17 protein-coding genes and 1 pseudogene are annotated in these 20930 nt (G+C 39.7%); 2 read left to right on the top strand and 16 right to left on the bottom strand.

The annotated features are described in order from the left end of the window. Positions 1 to 6: 6 nt before the first annotated feature. Entirely contained in the window at positions 7 to 1671 is a 1665-nt protein-coding gene (locus tag C9J37_RS11250; protein ID WP_107895422.1) for an FAD-binding dehydrogenase, read from the bottom strand. Between the two features lie 812 nt (positions 1672 to 2483). Between C9J37_RS11250 and serA the strand changes: the two genes are divergently transcribed. Further along, complete coding sequence (gene serA / locus C9J37_RS11245) at positions 2484 to 4091, top strand: phosphoglycerate dehydrogenase (RefSeq protein WP_107895421.1); 1608 nt, start codon at positions 2484 to 2486, stop codon at positions 4089 to 4091. A gap of 158 nt (positions 4092 to 4249) precedes the next feature. On the opposite strand, the pseudogene C9J37_RS11240 reads toward serA, so the two are convergent. The 14 genes and pseudogenes from C9J37_RS11240 to C9J37_RS11175 all read right to left on the bottom strand — a co-directional run. After that, positions 4250 to 4558 (bottom strand): annotated as a pseudogene (locus tag C9J37_RS11240) (transposase); the annotation flags it as partial. A 394-nt stretch (positions 4559 to 4952) separates the two neighbouring features. Beyond that, positions 4953 to 6428 (bottom strand): aldehyde dehydrogenase, encoded by a 1476-nt coding sequence (locus C9J37_RS11235; protein WP_235617090.1) that lies wholly within the window; start codon positions 6426 to 6428, stop codon positions 4953 to 4955. A 13-nt stretch (positions 6429 to 6441) separates the two neighbouring features. Beyond that, positions 6442 to 6639, bottom strand: a complete 198-nt coding sequence (locus C9J37_RS11230; protein WP_107895419.1) for a 4-oxalocrotonate tautomerase — start codon at positions 6637 to 6639, stop codon at positions 6442 to 6444. Between the two features lie 16 nt (positions 6640 to 6655). Then, positions 6656 to 7447 carry a 2-keto-4-pentenoate hydratase gene (locus C9J37_RS11225; RefSeq protein WP_107895418.1) on the bottom strand — a complete coding sequence of 264 codons (792 nt, stop codon included), beginning with the start codon at positions 7445 to 7447 and terminating at the stop codon, positions 6656 to 6658. Between the two features lie 29 nt (positions 7448 to 7476). Beyond that, positions 7477 to 8481: a 4-hydroxy-2-oxovalerate aldolase gene (gene dmpG / locus C9J37_RS11220; RefSeq protein ID WP_107895417.1), complete on the bottom strand. Its 1005-nt coding sequence runs from the start codon at positions 8479 to 8481 to the stop codon at positions 7477 to 7479. A 15-nt stretch (positions 8482 to 8496) separates the two neighbouring features. Then, positions 8497 to 9381 (bottom strand): acetaldehyde dehydrogenase (acetylating), encoded by an 885-nt coding sequence (locus C9J37_RS11215; protein WP_107895416.1) that lies wholly within the window; start codon positions 9379 to 9381, stop codon positions 8497 to 8499. A 2-nt stretch (positions 9382 to 9383) separates the two neighbouring features. Then, on the bottom strand, positions 9384 to 10172 hold the full coding sequence (locus tag C9J37_RS11210) for a 2-keto-4-pentenoate hydratase (protein ID WP_107895415.1): 789 nt from the start codon (positions 10170 to 10172) through the stop codon (positions 9384 to 9386). 10 nt (positions 10173 to 10182) lie between these two features. Beyond that, on the bottom strand, positions 10183 to 10662 hold the full coding sequence (locus C9J37_RS11205) for a flavin reductase family protein (protein WP_107895414.1): 480 nt from the start codon (positions 10660 to 10662) through the stop codon (positions 10183 to 10185). A 92-nt stretch (positions 10663 to 10754) separates the two neighbouring features. Then, on the bottom strand, positions 10755 to 11720 hold the full coding sequence (locus C9J37_RS11200) for a catechol 2,3-dioxygenase (protein ID WP_107895413.1): 966 nt from the start codon (positions 11718 to 11720) through the stop codon (positions 10755 to 10757). A gap of 20 nt (positions 11721 to 11740) precedes the next feature. Further along, on the bottom strand, positions 11741 to 13279 hold the full coding sequence (locus tag C9J37_RS11195) for a 4-hydroxyphenylacetate 3-hydroxylase N-terminal domain-containing protein (protein WP_107895412.1): 1539 nt from the start codon (positions 13277 to 13279) through the stop codon (positions 11741 to 11743). A 170-nt stretch (positions 13280 to 13449) separates the two neighbouring features. Next, positions 13450 to 15234: a XylR N-terminal domain-containing protein gene (locus C9J37_RS11190; RefSeq protein ID WP_107895411.1), complete on the bottom strand. Its 1785-nt coding sequence runs from the start codon at positions 15232 to 15234 to the stop codon at positions 13450 to 13452. A gap of 295 nt (positions 15235 to 15529) precedes the next feature. After that, positions 15530 to 16318 (bottom strand): HAD family hydrolase, encoded by a 789-nt coding sequence (locus C9J37_RS11185; RefSeq protein ID WP_024362314.1) that lies wholly within the window; start codon positions 16316 to 16318, stop codon positions 15530 to 15532. 171 nt (positions 16319 to 16489) lie between these two features. Further along, positions 16490 to 17620, bottom strand: a complete 1131-nt coding sequence (locus C9J37_RS11180) for a glycerate kinase (RefSeq protein WP_107895410.1) — start codon at positions 17618 to 17620, stop codon at positions 16490 to 16492. Positions 17621 to 17920: 300 nt separating this feature from the next. Continuing rightward, positions 17921 to 19426: a coproporphyrinogen III oxidase gene (locus C9J37_RS11175; RefSeq protein WP_107895409.1), complete on the bottom strand. Its 1506-nt coding sequence runs from the start codon at positions 19424 to 19426 to the stop codon at positions 17921 to 17923. A 177-nt stretch (positions 19427 to 19603) separates the two neighbouring features. Between C9J37_RS11175 and C9J37_RS11170 the strand changes: the two genes are divergently transcribed. Next, on the top strand, positions 19604 to 19981 hold the full coding sequence (locus C9J37_RS11170; RefSeq protein ID WP_235617089.1) for a hypothetical protein: 378 nt from the start codon (positions 19604 to 19606) through the stop codon (positions 19979 to 19981). Positions 19982 to 20128: 147 nt separating this feature from the next. Here C9J37_RS11170 and C9J37_RS11165 read toward each other — a convergent pair whose 3' ends face one another. Further along, a complete protein-coding gene (locus C9J37_RS11165) occupies positions 20129 to 20791 on the bottom strand; it encodes a ribonuclease H family protein (RefSeq protein ID WP_107895408.1) in 663 nt (220 codons plus the stop codon). Positions 20792 to 20930: the final 139 nt, after the last annotated feature.

Raw genomic sequence — 20930 nt, 5'->3', positions numbered from 1 at the left:
GATACCCTAATTGTGTGAGTGACTGGCACGGGCTAAATATCGTCCTACTTGCCGTCCAGTGAATAAACATCCGCCAACAAATGTGCCTTCCAACGCGCGGTATCCGTGTACCCCACCGCCACCGAAACCACTCACTTCTCCAGCTGCAAATAACCCTGGCACCGGCTGTCCGTCCATACCAATTACAGCCCCATCTAAATTGGTTTGTAATCCCCCTAATGTTTTACGGGTTAAAATATTTAAGCGCACCGCAATTAATGGCCAATTTTTTGTATCCAACATTTTATGAGGCTTTGCAACGCGCACGACCTTATCACCAATATAATTTCTCGCTCCGTAAATGGCATTCACTTGGACATCCTTCGTAAATTTATTATCCATTTCACGATCTCGTGCTAGAATTTGTTCCTTAATTTTTATAAAATCAAGCAAGTCATTACCTGCAAGTTTATTCATATCATCGACGAGTTGCTTTAAATCGTTCGCAATAACAAAGTCCTCACCATGATTTTTGAATGCTTGAATCGGCGCAGGTGGACCAGGCAATATACGTTTCAGCAACTGCGGGATGCTTCTATTTGTTAAATCTGGATTTTGCTCTGAACCCGATAAAGCAAACTCCTTTTCAATAATTTTCTCCGTTAAAATAAACCATGAATAATCATAACCTGTTTTTTGAATAGCCTCTAATGTACTTAATGTATCAAATCCTGGAAAGTTGGGTGTCCCAAAGCGATTTCCCTCGGCATCAAACCACAAGGAGGATGGGCCTGGTAAAATACGAATACCGTGATTTGGCCAAATTGGATCCCAATTTTTCAATCCCTCTGTATAATGCCACATACGATCACGATTAACGATACGGCCACCTACATGTTCAGTAATTTCTAGCATTCGGCCGTCTACATACGCTGGCACACCACATACCATATTTTTCGGTGGTGCCCCAAGTCGAGCTGGCCAATTTTTGCGCACTAAGTCAATATTGGCACCAATACCACCACTTGCTACAATAACCGCATCTGCTTCATAGGAAAATGCACCAATGCCAAGACGCGAACTTTGCTCTCCACGTTGGGCAAAGCTTTCTGCTAAAATTGTGCCACTTATCCCTGCAATTTTGTCGTCTTTTTGTATAAATTCATCGACACGGTGCCTCGGCTTAAAATCTACAAAGCCTTCCTTAATCGCTTTTTTCACTTTATCGGCAAATGGCTTTACAATCCCTGGGCCTGTTCCCCAGACAATATGAAAACGCGGAACTGAATTACCGTGACCACCTGCTAATGAGCCCCCACGTTCAGCCCAACCAACAACAGGGAAAAACTTTATTCCGAACGATTTAAGCCAAGCGTATTTTTCTCCAGCAGCAAAATCTACATACGCTCGTGCCCATTTGTAAGCCCATGCATCCTCATCTTCCAATCGGTCAAAACCAGCAGTCCCTAGCCAATCCTGCCATGCAAGCTCTTTACTATCCTTAATGCCAAGCCTCTTTTGCTCTGGTGAATTTACTAAAAAGATGCCACCAAAAGACCAAAATGCCTGTCCCCCCATCGAATTTTCAGGCTCCTGATCCACTAACAGTACACGCTTCTTCGCATCTATTAATTCACAGGCGGCAACAAGTCCAGCCAGTCCAGCACCAACAATCGCTACATCGTATTTCATGCCTACACCCCCAAATATCTAAATCCACCTTTCACTACATACATTCTTCTCTTGTTGTTGCTTTACCTTCTAACTTTTTATTACTTTGCCAAAAATGTTTCAGCACAAAATTGTTCGCCTTCCGCATCAAAATAAAGAGAGTTTTTTGGAAATAATCTATTATATTCCAATAATTCTTTATTGTTTTTTTATCTTTTCATTCTCTAGAAACCCCCATGTCACCTGTCTTGACAGATTCGTTAGCGCTTACATTGTCCTCCGCAAAAAGACGAACATTATTAAATTAAATTGTTATTATAGTTCGTTTTTAAGTAGTTTTCAGACTTTTGAAGTGAGAAATTTTAATCTTTTTTCGATTTATTGTTGACAAAGGTGAACAATAAGGATTATGATGTTATCAAATTTAATCACACAAAAATATAACGACGGAGACACGCTAGTCGAAAGAAAATCCAAAGAGAGCTGATGGTTGGTGTAAATCAGTGATTTCTACGATATAGTTCCACTCCCGAATAGATAAGCCGAAACTGTCAAAGTAAGCCTATCCGTCACATGCACGTTACGCATATAGCTAAGACTGCAACGGAATCCTTTCGTTCAGTGATTAAGGGTGGTACCGCGAACCTATATTTATTCAGCCTTTCGCCCCTTACGACACAATACCTGTGTTTGTAAGGCGTGGAGGGCTTTTATATTGTTTCGAATAAAGAAAGGAGATTGTTTGCATGCTGTAAGATGCCGCAATATTACAAAATCCGGACTGTCACATAGAGACACCACTAATAATTTTATTTAAAAGGAGCTAATTACAAATGACAACTGCAACAAAAACTATTAACGTATTTATCGCTGACCCACTAAGTGAAGATGGTATTTTCCCACTACGCCAAGAGAAAGATTTAAACTTAAACGTTATTATTGATACTGGGCTAGCACCAGAGGAGTTAATTGCAAAAATCGCTGATATCGACGTATTACTTGTGCGTTCTCAAACTACTGTGACACGCGAAGTAATCGAAGCTGCAAAAAATTTAAAATTAATTGGACGTGCTGGTGTAGGTGTTGACAACATTGACCTAGCTGCTGCAACAGAGCATGGTATTATCGTAGTCAATGCTCCCGATGGTAACACAAACTCTGCAGCTGAACATACAATCGCCATGATGACTTCTCTTGCTCGTCACATTCCACAAGCTTTCAACACACTGAAAAATGGTAAATGGGACCGTAAATCATATGTTGGGGTTGAGCTTAAAAATAAAACATTAGGTGTTGTTGGCTTCGGTCGTATCGGTGTAGAAGTAGCTTACCGTGCAAAAGGGCAACGTATGAATATTATGGCGTACGATCCATTCTTAACTGATGAACGTGCAAATGAATTAGGTGTAACAAAATCTACTGTAGAAGAAATTTGTGCTGCAGCTGACTTCATTACAGTACACACACCATTACTTCCTGAAACACGTAACCTTATTAACAAAGAAAAATTCGCTATGATGAAAGATGGCGTACGTATCATTAACTGTGCACGTGGTGGTATCATCAATGAAGACGATTTATATGATGCGATTGTAGAAGGCAAAGTAGCAGGTGCAGCACTAGACGTATTCGTTTCTGAACCAGCGACTGATCATAAATTACTAACTTTACCACAAGTGATTGCAACACCTCACTTAGGTGCATCTACAATTGAGGCGCAAGAATCTGTAGCCGTTGACGTTTCTAATGACATTATTAAATTCTACAAAACAGGTACAGTGACAAACCCAGTTAATATGCCTTCAATTCCAAAAGAACTTCTTGCACAAGTAGAACCTTTCTTTGAATTAGCTGAAAAACTTGGTTCATTCTTATCACAAGTTACAGTAGAGCCTGTAAAAGAGATTAACTTATCTTATGCTGGTGAAGTAGCAAATTACGACGTACGTCCTTTAACTTCTAATGCATTAAAAGGATTACTAGCTAAAAACCACGGCAACCATGTCAATGACGTTAATGCTCGCTACTTATCTGAACGTATCGGTATGAAAATTAACGAACATAAAACTACTACTGCTAAAGGCTTCACAAGCTTAATTACGATTGAAGTAAAAACAGCAAATGAAACACATACAGTAGCTGGTACATTACTAAATGGCCTTGGCGCACGTATTGTAAAAGTAGAAAACTACGTAGTAGACGTTGTACCAGAAGGGCACCTTCTTTACATTAAAAACACAGATAAACCAGGTGCAATTGGACGTGTGGCAACGAAATTAGCTGAAAAAGACATCAACATCGCTACGATGCAAGTGGGACGCGCTGAAGTTGGCGGAACAGCTGTTATGATGCTAACTATCGATAATGTTGTGACAGAAGAAGATTTAGCATTCGTTGCACAACTTGAAAACATCGACGAAGTAAAAGCAATTGACCTTTAATCATTAAAATACGTAAGCAGAGAGTGATTACTCTCTGCTCAGATTGTCGACAAAAGACATCAAGAAGTTTTAACCTTGATGTCTTTTGTCATTTTTTATAGTAAATAATTGGATTTAATTCCCAAGTTGACCATTCTCTATGAGCATATCTACTCTCCTTAAGCAGCTTGCCATGTCCAAGTAGCAAGCTTTTTCAAGTTCATGGCAGCAAAAGTAAGCATCGCCTGCATGGACAATTTTTTAAGACCCCTTAAGTTTGTCCATCGCATACCATGCTTTTCTTTTGCATCTGCAAAGACACGTTCAATCGTTTCTTTACGCTTTGCATAAATTTGTTTAATATCATATGAATGGCGTAAATGTTCAGCTTCTTCCATATATGTTTCCCTTATATGACGTTGAATAAGTTTTTGATGATTCTTGCTTTCTGTACATTGTGATAGCCAGGGGCAATTAGCACAAAATTTATAGTTGATTGATAGCAATTCATATCAAGTTGATTGGAGCGAAGGGCGGGCGACTCCTGCGGGAACGCACAGTACGTAAGACGCAACAGACCGCGCGTTAGCGAGGGTTGCGGCTTACGATGTGCCCGCGGAAAGCGCCCGAACGTAGCGGAAATCAACGGGAGTAGACATCTATTTTTTTTTTAAATGAAAAAAGACTGTAGGCAAACTCGAAATTTTTCGAGTTTGTCTACAGTCTGAGCAGAGAGTGATTACTCTCTGCTTTTTTTCTTATTCATGAAAAACGGAGTTTATTTTAACAAGCTGGGACAAAAAAAGAAGAGTTAGATTGATGGCAGTCAATCTAACTCTTTTGGCTATGCCGTTGTTGTCTGCCCTACTTTTTGTTTGGGTGTTATTTTAACGCAATACAAATATTTTTTGCTTCGGTGAAAAATTCTAGACTATGGTGACCACCTTCACGCCCTACGCCGCTCTTTTTAAAGCCACCAAACGGGGCACGTAAGTCGCGTACAAACCAGCAATTGACCCAAATTGTTCCCGCCCGCACATCATGTGAAATACGATGTGCACGCTGTAAATTTTCTGTCCAGACCACTGCATTCAATCCATACTCTGTGCCATTTGCAATCGCTAATGCTTCCGCTTCTGTGTCAAATGGAATAATCGTCACGATTGGACCGAAAATTTCCTCTTGGCAAATGCGTGCTTGAGCATTTTCCTGCAAATATATAGTCGGTTGTAGGTAATATCCAGTGCTTAAATGTGCTGGTAATTCAGGGCGTTTGCCGCCATAAATAAGCGTAGAGTTTTCATATTCAGCGATGCTTAAATAACTAGTTACTTTGTTGTAATGCGTTTGGCTTACGACTGGCCCCATATTCGTTTTGGCATCTTGAGGATCGCCAACAACTAATGCTGCAGCCGCTTCTTTAAAGCGTGTAAGGAATTCATCTAAAATAGTACGCTGCACTAAAATACGTGATCCTGCTAAGCATACTTGACCCGAATTCATAAATGCCGCCTGAATGGAGATAGGAATGGCCTTATCTAAATTCGCATCTTCAAAAATAATATTAGCTGCCTTTCCACCTAATTCAAATGACACCTTTTTTAATGAATCTGCACCATTTTTCATTATAGCTTTCCCTGTTGTTGTTTCCCCCGTAAAAGAAATTAAATCAACTTCAGGATGTGTCGTCATAAATTCTCCTGCTGACTGAACACCAAAACCATGAACGACATTAACAACCCCATCTGGAATGCCAGCCTGCTGTGCAATCTCCCCAAGTAACGATACGGTTAATGGGGTAATTTCTGCTGGTTTAATAACTGCCGTATTCCCTGAAGCTAAACATGGCCCAAGCTTCCACGTTGTCAGCATAAAAGGTAAATTCCATGGTGTAATTAATGCAGCTACCCCAACTGGCTCATAACGCGTATAATTTAAATACGCATCATCCATTGGATATACCTCACCACCTTGCTGCTCCATAAAGTCCGCAAAAAACTTTAAATTTTCCGCTGCCCGCGGGATTTCACGCTCTAACGCTACTTGATAAGGCTTCCCTACGTCTAATGCCTCTAAGCGTGCTAACTCTTCTTTTCGTTCAATGATGATTTCTGCCATCCGTCGAATTTTTGCACAACGTTCCGAGAGTGGCATCGTTCGCCAAGGACCTTCTTCAAAAGCTTGACGTGCAGCTTCACAAGCACGATCCACATCTTCAAAACTAGCTTCGTGAACTTTTGCAATAATTTCCTGAGTCGCTGGATTTTTCACCTCGAACAATGTTTGAGAAGAAGATTCTACATATTCTCCATTTATAAATAGTTTAACTTCCTTCAATGTCGTTTGTGTATTTGCCATGATAGACCACTCCTTACTCTTCATTTTGTCGACGTTGGATGGACTTTCCTGCAATCCCCCAATGAGAACTTGGGATTTCATTTAAACATACACGAACCGTTTCCAGTGGTGCATCGAGTACCGAAGAAACGGTTTTACTCATTTCTTCTATTAATCGTTCCTTCTGTTCTTTCGTTCGCCCCTCAATAAACGTTACTTGAATAAATGGCATCTCGACTCCTCCTTATCTATCGCTCCACTTGAACAGATAATGATTCCATTCCGTCAAAACTTACAGTAAAGCTATCTCCTGCATGCATTGTAGCAGAACCTGTTAATGCGCCACTAAGTACAATATCCCCTGCTCGAATTTGCTGACCACGGGCAATTAATTTATTCGCCATCCATGCAATGGCTCTTGCTGGATGCCCCATAACGGAACCTGCTGTACTCGTCGCTATCATTTCATCATTTTGTGTAAAAATACAGCCCATATTAACCAAATCCACTTCATTCACTGCATATTTTTGCGAACCCACTATGTAGCGAGAGGAAGAGGAATTATCAGCGATTACATCCGGTAATGTAAAATGGAAGTTTAAATAGCGACTATCAATTATTTCCATGGCAGGTGCAATATACGCAGTTGCTGTCAGTACGTGCGCGACAGTCACTACTGGGCCGACTAAATCTTGCTTAAACACGAAGGCAATCTCTGGCTCAATTTTGGGGTGAATAAGTGATTTTAGTGATATTGGATGTTGGGCATTGACCGCCATATTCGCTAATAACACGCCATAAGTAGGCTCATGAACTCCCATCATATGCTGTTTAGCTTTGCTTGTTAAACCGAGCTTAAGCCCCGAGATGGATGTTTGCTCATGTTTGCACTTTAGTTCAATAAGTTTGTCTTGAATATCATAGGCTGTCTCAACGGTTAATTCTGGATAGCGCTCAACAAACTTCGTAACCTCGTACACATCCCGCTCAGCTAAATACAGCTCATACGCAATTTGATCTAGCGTATCGGTTTTCATCATCGCTCGTTCCTCCATTCTCTTTATACTGACTATTTAACAACTGCTATGTTACGCGCAATTTCTGCGATTAAATCTTCCTGACCACCTACTGCTTTCATTTTGCCAAGTTCTACTAAAATTTCGCGTTCATCTACGTTATATTTTTTCGCTGCTTCTTGAGTGAATAGTAAAAAGCTTGAGTAAACGCCTGCATAGCCCATCATTAAGCTAGACCCCGTTATTTCCTGAGGTCGTGGCATAAATGGCGCTACGACTTCATTGGCAACGTCGATTGTTCGATATAAATCAATGCCTGTTTCATAGCCTAGACGGTCGAAAACCGCTACCATTACTTCCGTTTGAGTATTTCCACTACCAGCACCTAAACAGCGTAAACTACCATCCACATACGTAGCACCTGCCTCGACTGCAGCCATCGTATTTGCCATAGCAAGTGATAAATTATTATGGGCATGGAAGCCAATTTCGCAAGCAACATGCGATTTTAGTGCAGCTACCCGCTCTTTCACCTCATGGGGAAGCATGGCACCTGCTGAATCTGTCACATAGATAATTTCAGCTCCATAACTTTCAAATAATTTCGCCTGCTCCACTATTACTGACGTCGGAGCCATATGTGCCATCATTAAAAAGCCGACTGTTTTCAATCCTAATTCTCGACTTAAATAAATATGTTGACCAGCAACATTTGCCTCCGTGACATGCGTTGCAACCCTCGCCATGGTAGCGCCCGCCTTCACAGCATTTTTTAAATCTTCCTTTAGACCAATTCCAGGTAATATTAAGACTGAAATTGCCGAATCACCACATTCTTCTTTTGCCGCCGCTATTAACTTCAGTTCATCCACTTTCGAAAAACCGTATTGCAAAGAGGAACCACCTAATCCATCCCCATGAGAAACCTCAAAGTATTTCACTTTTGCTTCTCCTAAACCTCTTGCAACATCTCGCACTTGCTGCTCCGTAAATGCATGGCGCATTGAATGACTACCATCCCTCAATGTCACGTCTAAAACGGTTAGTTGTTTTGTCATCATCCTCACCTCCAATTAGTTCGACTTGACTGTTCCATGTTGCAGCTTAGCCATTTGATTTCCGACTTGCACTGCTGCCGCTGTCATAATATCGAGATTTCCTGAATACGGTGGGAAAAAGTCTCCCGCCCCCTCAACTTCCAAAAAAACTGATATTTGTTGACCTTCAAAAATAGGGGCACTCGTCATGCGATAACCCGGTACATATTGTTGTACAGCGTTCACAATCTCTTCAATAGCCTTTGTAATTTCCTCTTCCTTGCCACCTTCATTCACTAATACATGTACGGTGTCACGCATCATAATTGGCGGCTCTGCGGGATTTAATATAATAATGGCTTTCCCTTTGTTTGCACCGCCTACTTCCTCTAGCGCCCTAGCTGTTGTGCGTGTAAATTCATCAATGTTAGCCCGTGTGCCAGGCCCTGCACTTTTACTCGCCACCGTTGCCACAATTTCTGCATACGTAACATCCACCACTTGATTAATGGCATACACAATAGGAATCGTCGCTTGCCCCCCACAAGTCACCATATTGACATTGTCAACCGCCACGTACTTTTCCAAGTTTGCACACGGCACAACAAATGGACCAATAGCCGCTGGTGTTAAATCGACTATCTTTTTGCCAAGTGCCAGTACTTGTTCACTGTGCGCACTATGGGCATTAGCAGTTGTTGCATCAAACACAATATCGAAGAGCTCTGGGCATGCAATTAAGCCCGCAATACCATTTGTAATGGTATGATAGCCACGATCCTTCGCACGCTGAATGCCATCCGATGTAGGGTCTATTCCCACCATTACACTCATCGTTAAATACTCACTGCGCTCAATTTTGTACATTAAATCTGTCCCAATATTTCCAGAGCCTAAAATGGCAACTTTCAATTTGACCACTTTTATTTCTCCTCCTTTCTTTTAAACGTGGCGGAAACAGCACCAAGATGAGCAAACTCCGCTGTAAAACTATCTCCATCTTCTATCGTTACGGCTGATGTTAATGCGCCTGCTAAAACCATTTCTCCTGCTTGCAAGCCAATCTGATATTTACTTAGCTTGTTAGCAAGCCATGCTACTGCCCGTAGTGGATTTCCCATTACAGCAGCCGCTGCTGCACTATCAAAAAGCTCGCCATTGCGATAAACATTCATACCAATATGCGGTAAATCTACCTCAGTCAATTTTGTTGGTGTGCCGCCAATAATAACCATTGCGGAAGAACCGTTATCTGCTACTGTATCTTCAAAATTAATTTTCCAATCGGTAATACGACTATCAATAATTTCTAAAGCTGGCACAATATAATCTGTCGCTTCGATAACATCCATCTCCGTAATAGAGGGCCCATATAAATCCTTCTTCAAGATAAATGCTATTTCAAATTCCAACTTTGGCTGAATAAAATGATTGAGAGAAATGGTTGCACCGTCCACCTCAACCATATCCGATAAAATATGACCGTAATCTGGTTCTGTTACTTGAAATTGTTGTTGCATCGCCTTGCTTGTTAAACCTATTTTTTTACCGATAATTTGTTTGCCCATTTGTTGCTTTGCGGCAATTTGAAGTAATTGAATCGTATAAGCGTCATCGACAGTAATATCTGGTACAGTGGACGTTAATGGGGCAATAGGTCGCTTTGCTTCTTCTGCTTCTAATAATTTCTTTGCATAAAGTTGTCTATCCATTGTCAACCTCCTAAGCCTGCATTGTTGTTTCCACTGCAAGTGAGCCGTATCTTCCATTGAAAAATAGTAACGGCTCTCCATCTTCTAGCTGAATGTCCTTTACACTGCCGATAAATAACGTGTGGTCGCCTTCAACATATGTGCTCGCTACTTCACAGCTTATTTGTGCAAGCGCCCCTTCAATTGTCGGGGCCCCTTGTAAATCACTGAATTGGACCTCGCGCTTTTCTTTCATTTGGCCGGCAAATAACATAGACAATTCTTGCTGTTGTGCCGATAATATATTGACTGTAAATGTCCCACTTTGCTTGATATGCTCCAGCATTGAAGCCTTCTCCCCAATCGAGATCACTACTAGTTTTGGATTAAGTGAAACAGACATGAACGCATTTGCCGTCATGCCATGAATAGTGCCATTCACATTTGTTGTAATGACAGTTACACCTGTTGCAAATTTCCCCATTGCATTTCTAAACAGACGATCATCCATTACATAACCTCCTCATCAATTAGTGCTGTCTCAAATACTAAAAAGTAGTAGTTAAGACAGCTATTTAGGCGCGCTATTTATTACACATCTATTTATTTCACTGGAACTTTCACTGCACGATCAGGTGTGCCATATAAGAAATACTCATTAGGTAGAGGTGAGCCATACCAAATAATCGCCTCATCTAACTCATTTTCGCGCCAAGTGATTGGCTTCCAGTCAGGGTCAAAAATGAGATAACCAGAGTCACCAAATAATTCTACTCGGTTTCCACCAGGCTCCATTACATACATGAAATACGCTTGGCTTACACCATGTTTTCCTGGGCCCGCTTCTATTTGAATTCCGTTTTCTACGAAAATATCCGCTGTATCCATTAAATGCTGTGGATAGCCATACCAAAACGCAATATGATGGAAGCGACCACTATTACCAGTTTGATCGTTCATTAATGCCACTTCATGTACTAATGGGCTCACACTCATCCACGCACCAATTTCTTCATTATTATTTAAGACAATTTGTTCACGTAGCTTAAAGCCTAAATGTTCAGACATAAATTCACGATTTTTTGCTACATCTCTACACATTAAGTTGATATGATCTAAACGGCGAGCAGGGACACCCATTAATGGCCTTTTTTGTGGACGGCTTTTTAATAATGTTTTTTGATTTTCCGCTGGCTGGAAATAATCTACTTCCCACAAAATTTCTTGTTTATGACCATCAGGTGTAACAAATTGATAAGCACGACCATGCCCTAAATCGCCATCGATCCAACCTTTCCCATAGCCACTTTTCTCTAACGATGCAACCCGTCGTTCTAACGCTTCAGGTGAACTTGCACGCCATGCCGAATGTCCAAGACCAGCTTCTTTACCTTCTGTTAACTTTAATGTGTGATGATAAAAATCCTCGTACCCTCGTAGATAAACCGATTGCCCTTCACGCGCTGTAATTTGTAGCCCCATATAATCGGTGAAAAATTTTAAAGATTCCTCTGGTTTCGGTGTAAAAAGCTCCACGTGCGCTAATTGTGCTACATCAAAATTTGTCATCCATCATTCCCCCTGATTTTTTATTTATTTGTAAAATAATTCACATCATCTGGATTTACCCAAGTTGGGTCTGTCCAACCGGTTAAATCATAATCAGCCATACATTGCTCTGCAAAAGCGATAAACTCGTCTGTCTTCCCGCTCCCTTGTGCACCAAACAATGTTTGTAACCTTATGTCTTCATGGTTTCCAGCGTAATTCCGTTCATATAGCTCACTTCGACCACCGAATTCTGTACCAATGGCATCCCACAGTAGCTTGATGGTTTTAATTTTTTCAAGAGCCTCAATACCATTTGAACCACGATAAAGCTTATCCAATGTTGGACGGAATTCCTCATTTAAAAAGTCCCTTGCACTGGATGGCTGCACAATTAAATTTCCTGCTACGATTTGCTGTATAATGCCTTTAATCTTCGGCCAGCCTTCCTGCAAAAATACCCGATAGGCTAATCCACCATTTAAATTTGGAATGACAATGCCATTCTCTTTTTTCTCTGGATTCAGCGCCATCGCATCACTTAATGACCAGAACATATGACGCCACGCCATAATCTCGCCAATATGCACTTGGACACCTCGGAATTGATCCGTACCTGCTGTCTTTAATGCCTTTAGCAAGACACCAATAATAAAATCTAATTTCACCGCTAAGCGTGTGACACCTTGGAACGTAAAACGATTAATGAAACCGCTTTCTACAAAGAATGAAGTCGTCTTCTGCATATCTTCATAAATTAAAATATTTTCCCAAGGAATAAGCGCTTGTTCGAATACAAGTACGGCGTCATTTTCATCGAAGCGACTACTTAATGGGTAATCGAACGGACTTCCCATAATAGCAGACGTCATTTCATATGAAGTACGGCTTATAAGCTTCACTCCTGGAGCATCCATAGGTGCAATAAAAACCACCGCAAATTTTTTATCTTTGATAGGTAAACCATACGTACCAACGAAATTGTAGTTTGTGATTGCAGAGCCAGTAGCCACCATTTTCGAACCACTAACGATTAAGCCCTTATCCGTTTCACGCTCTACTTGAATAAATACATCGCCGACTTCATGCACGTCTTTATGACGGTCCACTGGTGGATTGACAATGGCATGATTGAAAAACCAATTGCGCTCTTGTGACTCTTTATACCAACGCTTTGCATTTTCTTGAAAAGGTGAATAGTATTCGGGATTTCCTCCGAGCGTTGCAAGGAAGGATGCTTTATAATCTGGTGTGCGTCCCATTTGTCCATAAGTCAGTTTTGCCCAAGCAACAATTGCGTCTCGTCCTTGAATTAAATCATCTGCGCTCCGTGCTGCTCGGAAGTACTTATGTGTATAACCGCCGCTCCCCGTATCCGTTTCACAAGTTAAAATATCTTTGTATTGCGGGTCATGCATGGCATCATATAAACGTGAAATCGATCGTGCTGAATTTCGAAAAGCTGGATGTGTCGTGACATCCTTCACACGTTCACCATGTAACCAAATTTCCCGACCATCTTTTAAACTTTCTAAATATTCCTGCCCTGTCAATGGCTTCGTACTTTGTTGAACAACCATTCCCTTCCCTCCTACAAATCTTTTTTCTTGTTTGACATGTCTATTTCAATTTAATACTTTTTGAATTTTTTGATAATTAACAAAAAGTATAGTCTTCTCTTTTTTTTCTTTAAAATTTGAAAGAAATTTTCGTATAAAATAGAAAAAGCCAGCGAAATCGCTGACTTTTCTCATTTTTCATTTTCTAAAGTTTTAATTGCATAATAAATTTTTAACGCTAAATGACAGCGAAAACGACCATCCCCTATACGCATGTCTTCCTGCAATAATGATTCAATTTTTTCCATACGATAACGAAAACCAGGGATTGATAGATTCAAAGCTTTTGCAGTTTGATTGACGTTACCGCTATGGTTTAAAAAGACTTCTAACGTATGGACAAGTGTTGCATGATTTTGCTCATCATATTCTAATAACTGACCAAGTACCTCTTTATAAAACTGTAAAAGCTCTCTTGGATTTGTCGTTTTTAAAAATAACATAATATGCTGGAAGTTTTCATAAATGGCCGCTTGTGTCTGTTGTGGGGCTGCGTAACGTAAAAATTGGCATATTAATTTCGCATCGTTATAGCTATTCCCGATTTCTTCTAACTTCTCTGCATTTTTTCCTACGCCAATTTGGAAAGTTGCTTGCTTAAAGCGCTCCATTACCCTTTTCGATAGACCGCTAAGGAAGTTCGACATATATTGAACATCTTTCTTGCAATCTTCAAGAATAAGCAGTACTTCCTGATTTTTAATAAAGCACTCCACATTTAAATACTCAGTAGCTAAAAAGCTATGCACTATTTCGGGTTCTTCCTGTTCCATTGTTATAACGATAACACGATTATTTTTACTCGGATCAAAATAAAAAATATTTCGTGCTTTTTTAATAAGCTCCTCAGAAGGAGATTGTTGACTCATAACTTCATCTAAAAAATCCGATTTTTTCTTCCACTGCGATTGTGCGATTTGTATTTGTGTATATAAATAAATCGAAAAAACCGTTACAGCGCGTTCAATAATCATTTCCTGTTCACGTGTTAATGCTTTGTGACTTAAAATTACCAATGTACCCAATTGTTTTTTCATTGTCATAATATCATATTCATGGCGAAACTCTTTTTTCTTACGACTCGCTTCTATATAAAGTCGTTCATCATCCTCATGTATAAAATAGTAACCAATTGGTTTCATTAAGTATCTTCGTTCCACAGTTACACTGCATTGTAACGCATCACTTAACAGGTATAACAGCTGGTTTAATGTATATCCTTCAAGCATTGCATGTGTCATTTGTTTATGAATAGTGTCTGAATGCACAATGGAATTATTGAGACTTTTTAACTCATTAAATGTATTATCTAATTCATCAGCTAACGAAGTATCTTGAAAGTAGCGTAATATTTCCAACTGTTCTTCAGTAGCGTGCTCCTTTGTCCGTACAACAAATTTACAATAATCATCGCATTTCCCCCGGCATTTTTCCTCAAAAACGACAATCTCTTTTGGATACGTTTTGGCTAAAAAGCCTGCTACATAACCGATTAATGTCCAACAAACACTTTCATCACTAAAACCAAAATGGCGGACATGTTCCTCTGCCTCGTAAGAATGAAACCATTTACCTTCCATTTCAAATTTGTCATTAGTTATTTCTAATACATCAATTTGTACACTGACAACGCCCTCTAATGTATGAATGGCAGCACCAGCCCTAATTAACTCTTTTAACTCTTTCCAGTTGTACATTTTCTCGATAGAGCCACCAGCACTGTAGCCACACGCCCAGCCATATCGTAATAAAAAACCTTTTGCACGCTCCATATTCAAGGTTTGAATAATATCACGTCTAAAAAAGCCAAGCGCTTCAGCTGACTTTAAAATCATTCGATTCCCATTGAATTTTATAATGCCTGAGCGTGGATTAATATCTATAGCATTTTCAAACACTAAACGATTTGCTTTCATGAATAGGCACCCCCATAAACATGCTGTTTTCTCCCATCATGTTTTTACTGTCTACACATCTTCCCTTACTACTACGATTTCCCAGACGAATAAGTAAGCGTTTTCTTGACATTAAACAAAGAAGAGCACAAAAGCGTTGCCAGATAGATAATTCGAAGATTTAAAGTGTTTAAGTTTACTAACAATCATAGTATATTTTTAGTTTTCAGACAATTTAAATTACTAGACCCCAATATGTTTGCATAAAAAAAGTACTGACCATTTAACAATCAGTACTTAAAAAATAGTAAAGATATTAAAGCTCTTGTACAAGCTTTAATAAGGCTGTTAACGAATCTACCTCAAAGGTTGGTGTTACATTCCCAGTTAGTTCGTTGTTTTCACGGTTAATCCACACATTGCGCATACCCACTCGAGAAGAGCCTAAAATATCCGTATTTAAGTTATCGCCAACCATAATAGCATCGCTAGCAGTAATGCCCGCCGTTTCCATCACATGCTCAAATATAGAGGCATCTGGTTTTCCTTTACCAAAATCACCAGAGATAATGATATGGTCGAAGTACGGTGCGATTTCAGGTGTAATTTCAAGCTTTAAATTTTGTAAACTTGGTGCACCGTTCGTTAGTAATATCAGTTGATATTTGCCTTTTAGCTCATCTAAAACGGTAAAAGTATCTTCATATAAAAAAGGTGAAACTTTGCGTTCGGCTACAAAGCGTTCTCCTAGTTCAGCACCTAACTTTGCATCGTCTATACCAAGTGCCGCTAAACCCTTGGTCCATGCTTCAGTACGATAACCTGGCACAAGTTTTTTCATTTTTTGGAAAGAATCAGTAGGGTCATCAAATGTTCCCCAAAGCCCTTCAAAAGGGTTAATACCGATTAATACTGTATAATCATATGTTTCGTAGCCTTCATAAAGTGCACGTGCTTCTTTGCGTACTGCTTCCTCTAATGCTGCTGAATCCACATTATGTATTGTCGCTGCATATTCACATGTTTTTTCAAAAGCTGTTTTAACAGATTTTTTGTCCCATAACAACGTATCATCCAAATCAAAAATAATTGTATTAATTGACATAGTGTCAGCTCCTAGCTTCTTTTCTACTTGAACAAAAAGCATTCATATCGCTTATTTTAGCATATTTTCAAAATAGTTAGCATAGCTTTTTGAGCAAGTTCTCGCTCCTACAAACATCATAATTGTTTGCGTGACTGGCACTGAATTCAGAATTGTTTCGGTGACTGGCACTCAATTTTTCACGTAATGCGCTACTATTTGTTTTGTTTTCATGCGAATAAAACGATATGGTTCTTGCATTGCCTGCACAACAGTAGTGGATTCATCTACTAGTGATTCCACAACGGTAAAAAAATCAAGCAAAGCAGGCTTATCCTTTTCATCAATAGCACCAGACAATAGCACAACATGAGCATTTGTTGATTTTGCAGCTAGCGCTACCCCCAATGGCGCCTTTCCATGTAATGTTTGACGATCCGATTTGCCCTCACCAGTAATAACTATTTGAGCGTCTAGTAGATGCCTTTTTAACTGTACAGCCTCTAACACAATATCTATGCCTGCTTGGAAAGTGCCATTTAAAAAGGCAATTAATGCGCCACCAACGCCTCCTGCCGCACCAGCTCCTTTATAATCGTGTAAACGAATGTGAAATTGTCTTTCCACAATATCTGCAAATCGTTTTAAACACTCATCAAACAAAGCAATTTCATGCTCTTTGACACCCTTTTGCGGACCAAAAATTGCTGTAGCTCCGCGCTCTCCAATCAAAGGATTATCCACATCACAAGCAATAGTAAATGTTGCCTCAGACAACCGTACATCGAGTTGACTACTATCAATGGATGCTAAATCTAGTAATCCCGACACGCCATTAGCAATGGATGAACCATCACCTTTCCTAAATTGCAGCCCAAGTGCCTGTAATAGACCAATACCCGCATCATTTGTGGCACTGCCACCAATACCGATAATAAACTTACGAAAACCTTTATCTAGCGCAGCCTTAATTAACTGTCCCGTGCCATACGTTGATGCAAGCTCAGGGTTTTTTTCGCTGTCCTGCAACAGCATAATACCCGAAGCTTGTGCCATCTCAATGACACAGGTTTCTTCATCCCCAAGCACTCCATAGTTTGCTTTAATCATTCTGCCTAGCGGATCAAGTACACTTGCTGAAATATATCTCCCGCCTGTTGAAGCAATAAGTGATTCTAATGTACCCTCTCCTCCATCCGCTACTGGTAAAATAACTGTCTCAATTGCTTGATCTACATCCAAGACGCCTGCCTGCATTGCATTTGCAACCTCAAATGCAGATAAAGTACCTTTATAAGCATCTGGACAAATAATGACTTTCATTTTATACCCCCACTCTGTTCATATTTACCTTGGTGTTAGCAGTCGGACAATCCTATAGAATATCAAATGTTAAGCGCTTACAAATTATTATAATAACAATAAATTCAAAAGCTAGAGGAAGTTTTTGTGGCGATTTGTCCTGCCTTTGTGGCGGTTCATGGTCATTTTGTGGCGATTCGCCCTGTCTTTGTGGCGGTTCATGGTCATTTTGTGGCGATTCACAAACTTTTACTGGCGATTCATAGACATTAAAACAGCAAAAGTGTTAGATTGGTCACACTCAATCTAACACTTTGCTCTTTAGGCATGATATAAATCATTTAATAGCTCGATTTTTTTACCTATGGCTTCTTCAAACGTCATGATATAAGCCGCCGGATCTTTTGGATTATGGAACTGTGTAATCTTCCCTGTCTCAGGGTGAACAAATTTAGAAGATGCTCCACAGCCAATCCCTAAAATCGTCTGCACTTCCTCCATAATGACAATATTATAAATGCTTTCTTCGCCTGCTTTACTATAGCCTACATTTTCTAAATTACCTAAAATATTTTTTTGACGGTATAGATAATAGGGAACATAATCATTTTCCTTCGTCCACACTTGTGCCATCTGCATCATTTCTGCTACCGTATCGCGATCAGCTACTTTATATTTATCTTTATTACGCGTCATTTCTGAAGCACGTTTAAAGGATAACGTGTGCACAGTTAACGACTCTGGTTGCATTTTTGCTGATTCCTCTAAAGAATGTTGGAACTCCTCTGTCCCTTCATTCGGCAAGCCAATAATTAAATCCATATTAATATTATTCATACCGGATTCACGTGCTAACCAAAACTTATCAACCGTTTCTTGTACCGTATGATGACGTCCGATTGCCTTCAGTGTTTCATCTGTATAAGACTGCGGATTAACACTAATTCGATCAATGCCCCACTTTTTTAAAACAGCTAATTTTTCTGGTGTAATCGTATCCGGACGACCGGCTTCAACTGTTACCTCACGAATCGTTTCAGGATGTGGGAAAGAATCATACATCGTTTGATATAATGCATCCATTTCATGTGCTTCGATTGAAGTGGGTGTACCCCCGCCCCAATAAATAGAAGTTATTGTCATGTTATTTTCTGTCAGCCATTTACCCATTTCACGTAATTCGATGTGTAGTCCATCTAAAAACGTGGTCACACGCCCCTGCTTACGGTTACTACCAATCGCATAGGCCGGGAAGGTACAATAAGCGCATTTGGTTGGGCAGAACGGAATGCCAATATAAACGCTAATCTCTTTCCCGATATGGTCTAAGTCAGGAATAGTAACTAACTGTCGTTCAACAATTTTTTTCAACAATGCTACCTTTTCCTCTGACAATCGAAAATCACGAATTAACACTTCCGCAATTGCTGCGTCATCCATACCAGCTTTACGGAATTTGTGATAGAGCTTTGTAGGACGGACACCTGTTAAAATACCCCATTGTTGATGCATCCCCGTATGTTGCTCGAGCACATCTAAAAATACATGCGATAATGCACGTTTCATACGAATATTTTGCTCACGTCCAACAGCTTCTGTCGCATATTCAATATGGTAATCATTTGTATAGCGTTTACCATCAACCTCTAATACCGCGCTTGTATAGACAGTAAAATTAGCATCAACGCGGTAACTGAATGCAACTGACATCTCCGCTTCTTGTGCATTTGTACTCAACTTCGAATCCTCAAAAAATAAATTCGCAATATGATTTAACACGCGAATCCAATCTTCAGGATACTTTTGATCTATTTGAATAATTTTCATCGTATTCGCTCTCTTCTTTCAATATTCCAGTGTACTCTGTTCAATAAATGGATTGCCTCAATAGTTTAACAAATTTTATTAATGATAAGCAAAACTGCCATAATGACAGAATATTCCGTCTAACGATAGACATATTAAGTACTATTACTTATAATTTTAAAAAAGGTGGTGTTGATAGTGGTTCTAGTTACAGACAAGTATTCTCCTGTTTCTAACTTCATTGAGCAATTAGAAGTAGCTTTCCATCATTTTGATTTACAACGCTGTGATGAAAAGACTTTGTATGTGACCATATTACTGAAATATCGTGGGCAAAAAGTTCTTTGTGATTTGATTTATCTTATCAATCAACAAGAAATGTACGGTGCTATCTCTATCAACGAGCATTATAAACACGCCCGAAACTTTATTCAACAACATTTTCGCCATATCCTTCACTATTCTGATGAATTACGTTTAGCTCAAAACTTTATGCATACATTTCATTTCAAGCAAGCTTTACAGCAATTCGCTAAAAAGTATCCGAAGTATGTAACAAATAAACAGCTCGCATAGGACAAGTAAGCACAAAGACTCCTACCTCAAAACATCACGAAACCTAATATGTATGGTTAATAAAAAGACTGAAGACAATGTCAAATTTCTTTGACCTTATCTTCAGTCTTAGGAGCTATCATTATTTGGACACCTCACTTTCGTGTATTATTCCTTTATCATTTCACTCAACCCTGTAATATCAATACCGTTTAATGCTTGTGTAGCCAATCTGTCCGCTTCAGTATTTTCTTTTCTGGAAATTAGTTGATAGTTTGCTTGTAGGCCAAGCTCGCTTAATTTTGCATCGATTTTATCCGCCCAGTCTGAAAAATCCTGTTCCAAAGCTGGCCACTCGCCAGTTAGCTGATTAATAACTACTTGCGAATCGCCTACAATCTGTATCGGTAGATGGTGAGCATTCAATAATTCAAGCTCTACTAAACCTAAATATAGCGCGGCATATTCTGCCTCATTATTTGATTTAAGTTCAGCAGAAAATGCATTTTTTCTTAACCTATAGGGCTTACCATTTTGCTCATAATAAATGGCACACCCAAGCCCAGATTGTCTCGTTGTACGGTCAAAGCCTCCATCAAAATAAACAGTAATGTTATGAGGTTCTGTTTCAACTTCCTTTAAATAAGCCTTGACCTCCTTGATAGACCAGTTCGTATTCTGTCGGTCAATAAATTGTAGTGATTTGACACGTCCAGTACGTTCCATATCTTCTGCCAACAATAAAGCTTGTGCTGCCGGCATTTCTTCTGACCTTAATACTGTTCCCGCACCCTTTGGTGTTTTATAAGCCCATTCAATTAAAACATGCATGACAATCCCTCCATAATATAAGCTACGGTTAACTAAAGTGAAAACGTGTCCCGAATAGCCGAGACACGTTTTCCTACTTACTTTGTTATATGTGCAAATAACCGTTTATTTATTCGTCGCAACATGTAACAGTCTATCG

Origin of the sequence: Lysinibacillus mangiferihumi, from assembly GCF_003049665.1 — a bacterium.
In the GTDB taxonomy this organism is placed as follows: Bacteria; Bacillota; Bacilli; order Bacillales_A; family Planococcaceae; genus Lysinibacillus; species Lysinibacillus mangiferihumi.
This window is presented reverse-complemented; position numbering and strand designations above follow the sequence as displayed.

What these genes read in the sequence shown, in the direction of transcription:
- C9J37_RS11165 (WP_107895408.1), bottom strand. Translation starts at nt 20,791, where the DNA reads ATGCATGTTTTAATTGAATGGGCTTATAAAACACCAAAGGGTGCGGGA.
- C9J37_RS11195 (WP_107895412.1), bottom strand. Translation starts at nt 13,279, where the DNA reads ATGGTTGTTCAACAAAGTACGAAGCCATTGACAGGGCAGGAATATTTA.
- C9J37_RS11225 (WP_107895418.1), bottom strand. Translation starts at nt 7,447, where the DNA reads ATGATGAAAACCGATACGCTAGATCAAATTGCGTATGAGCTGTATTTA.
- C9J37_RS11235 (WP_235617090.1), bottom strand. Translation starts at nt 6,428, where the DNA reads ATGGCAAATACACAAACGACATTGAAGGAAGTTAAACTATTTATAAAT.
- C9J37_RS11210 (WP_107895415.1), bottom strand. Translation starts at nt 10,172, where the DNA reads ATGGATAGACAACTTTATGCAAAGAAATTATTAGAAGCAGAAGAAGCA.
- C9J37_RS11180 (WP_107895410.1), bottom strand. Translation starts at nt 17,620, where the DNA reads ATGAAAGTCATTATTTGTCCAGATGCTTATAAAGGTACTTTATCTGCA.
- C9J37_RS11200 (WP_107895413.1), bottom strand. Translation starts at nt 11,720, where the DNA reads ATGACAAATTTTGATGTAGCACAATTAGCGCACGTGGAGCTTTTTACA.
- C9J37_RS11190 (WP_107895411.1), bottom strand. Translation starts at nt 15,234, where the DNA reads ATGAAAGCAAATCGTTTAGTGTTTGAAAATGCTATAGATATTAATCCA.
- dmpG (WP_107895417.1), bottom strand. Translation starts at nt 8,481, where the DNA reads ATGACAAAACAACTAACCGTTTTAGACGTGACATTGAGGGATGGTAGT.
- C9J37_RS11250 (WP_107895422.1), bottom strand. Translation starts at nt 1,671, where the DNA reads ATGAAATACGATGTAGCGATTGTTGGTGCTGGACTGGCTGGACTTGTT.
- C9J37_RS11205 (WP_107895414.1), bottom strand. Translation starts at nt 10,662, where the DNA reads ATGGATGATCGTCTGTTTAGAAATGCAATGGGGAAATTTGCAACAGGT.
- C9J37_RS11230 (WP_107895419.1), bottom strand. Translation starts at nt 6,639, where the DNA reads ATGCCATTTATTCAAGTAACGTTTATTGAGGGGCGAACGAAAGAACAG.
- C9J37_RS11175 (WP_107895409.1), bottom strand. Translation starts at nt 19,426, where the DNA reads ATGAAAATTATTCAAATAGATCAAAAGTATCCTGAAGATTGGATTCGC.
- serA (WP_107895421.1), top strand. Translation starts at nt 2,484, where the DNA reads ATGACAACTGCAACAAAAACTATTAACGTATTTATCGCTGACCCACTA.
- C9J37_RS11185 (WP_024362314.1), bottom strand. Translation starts at nt 16,318, where the DNA reads ATGTCAATTAATACAATTATTTTTGATTTGGATGATACGTTGTTATGG.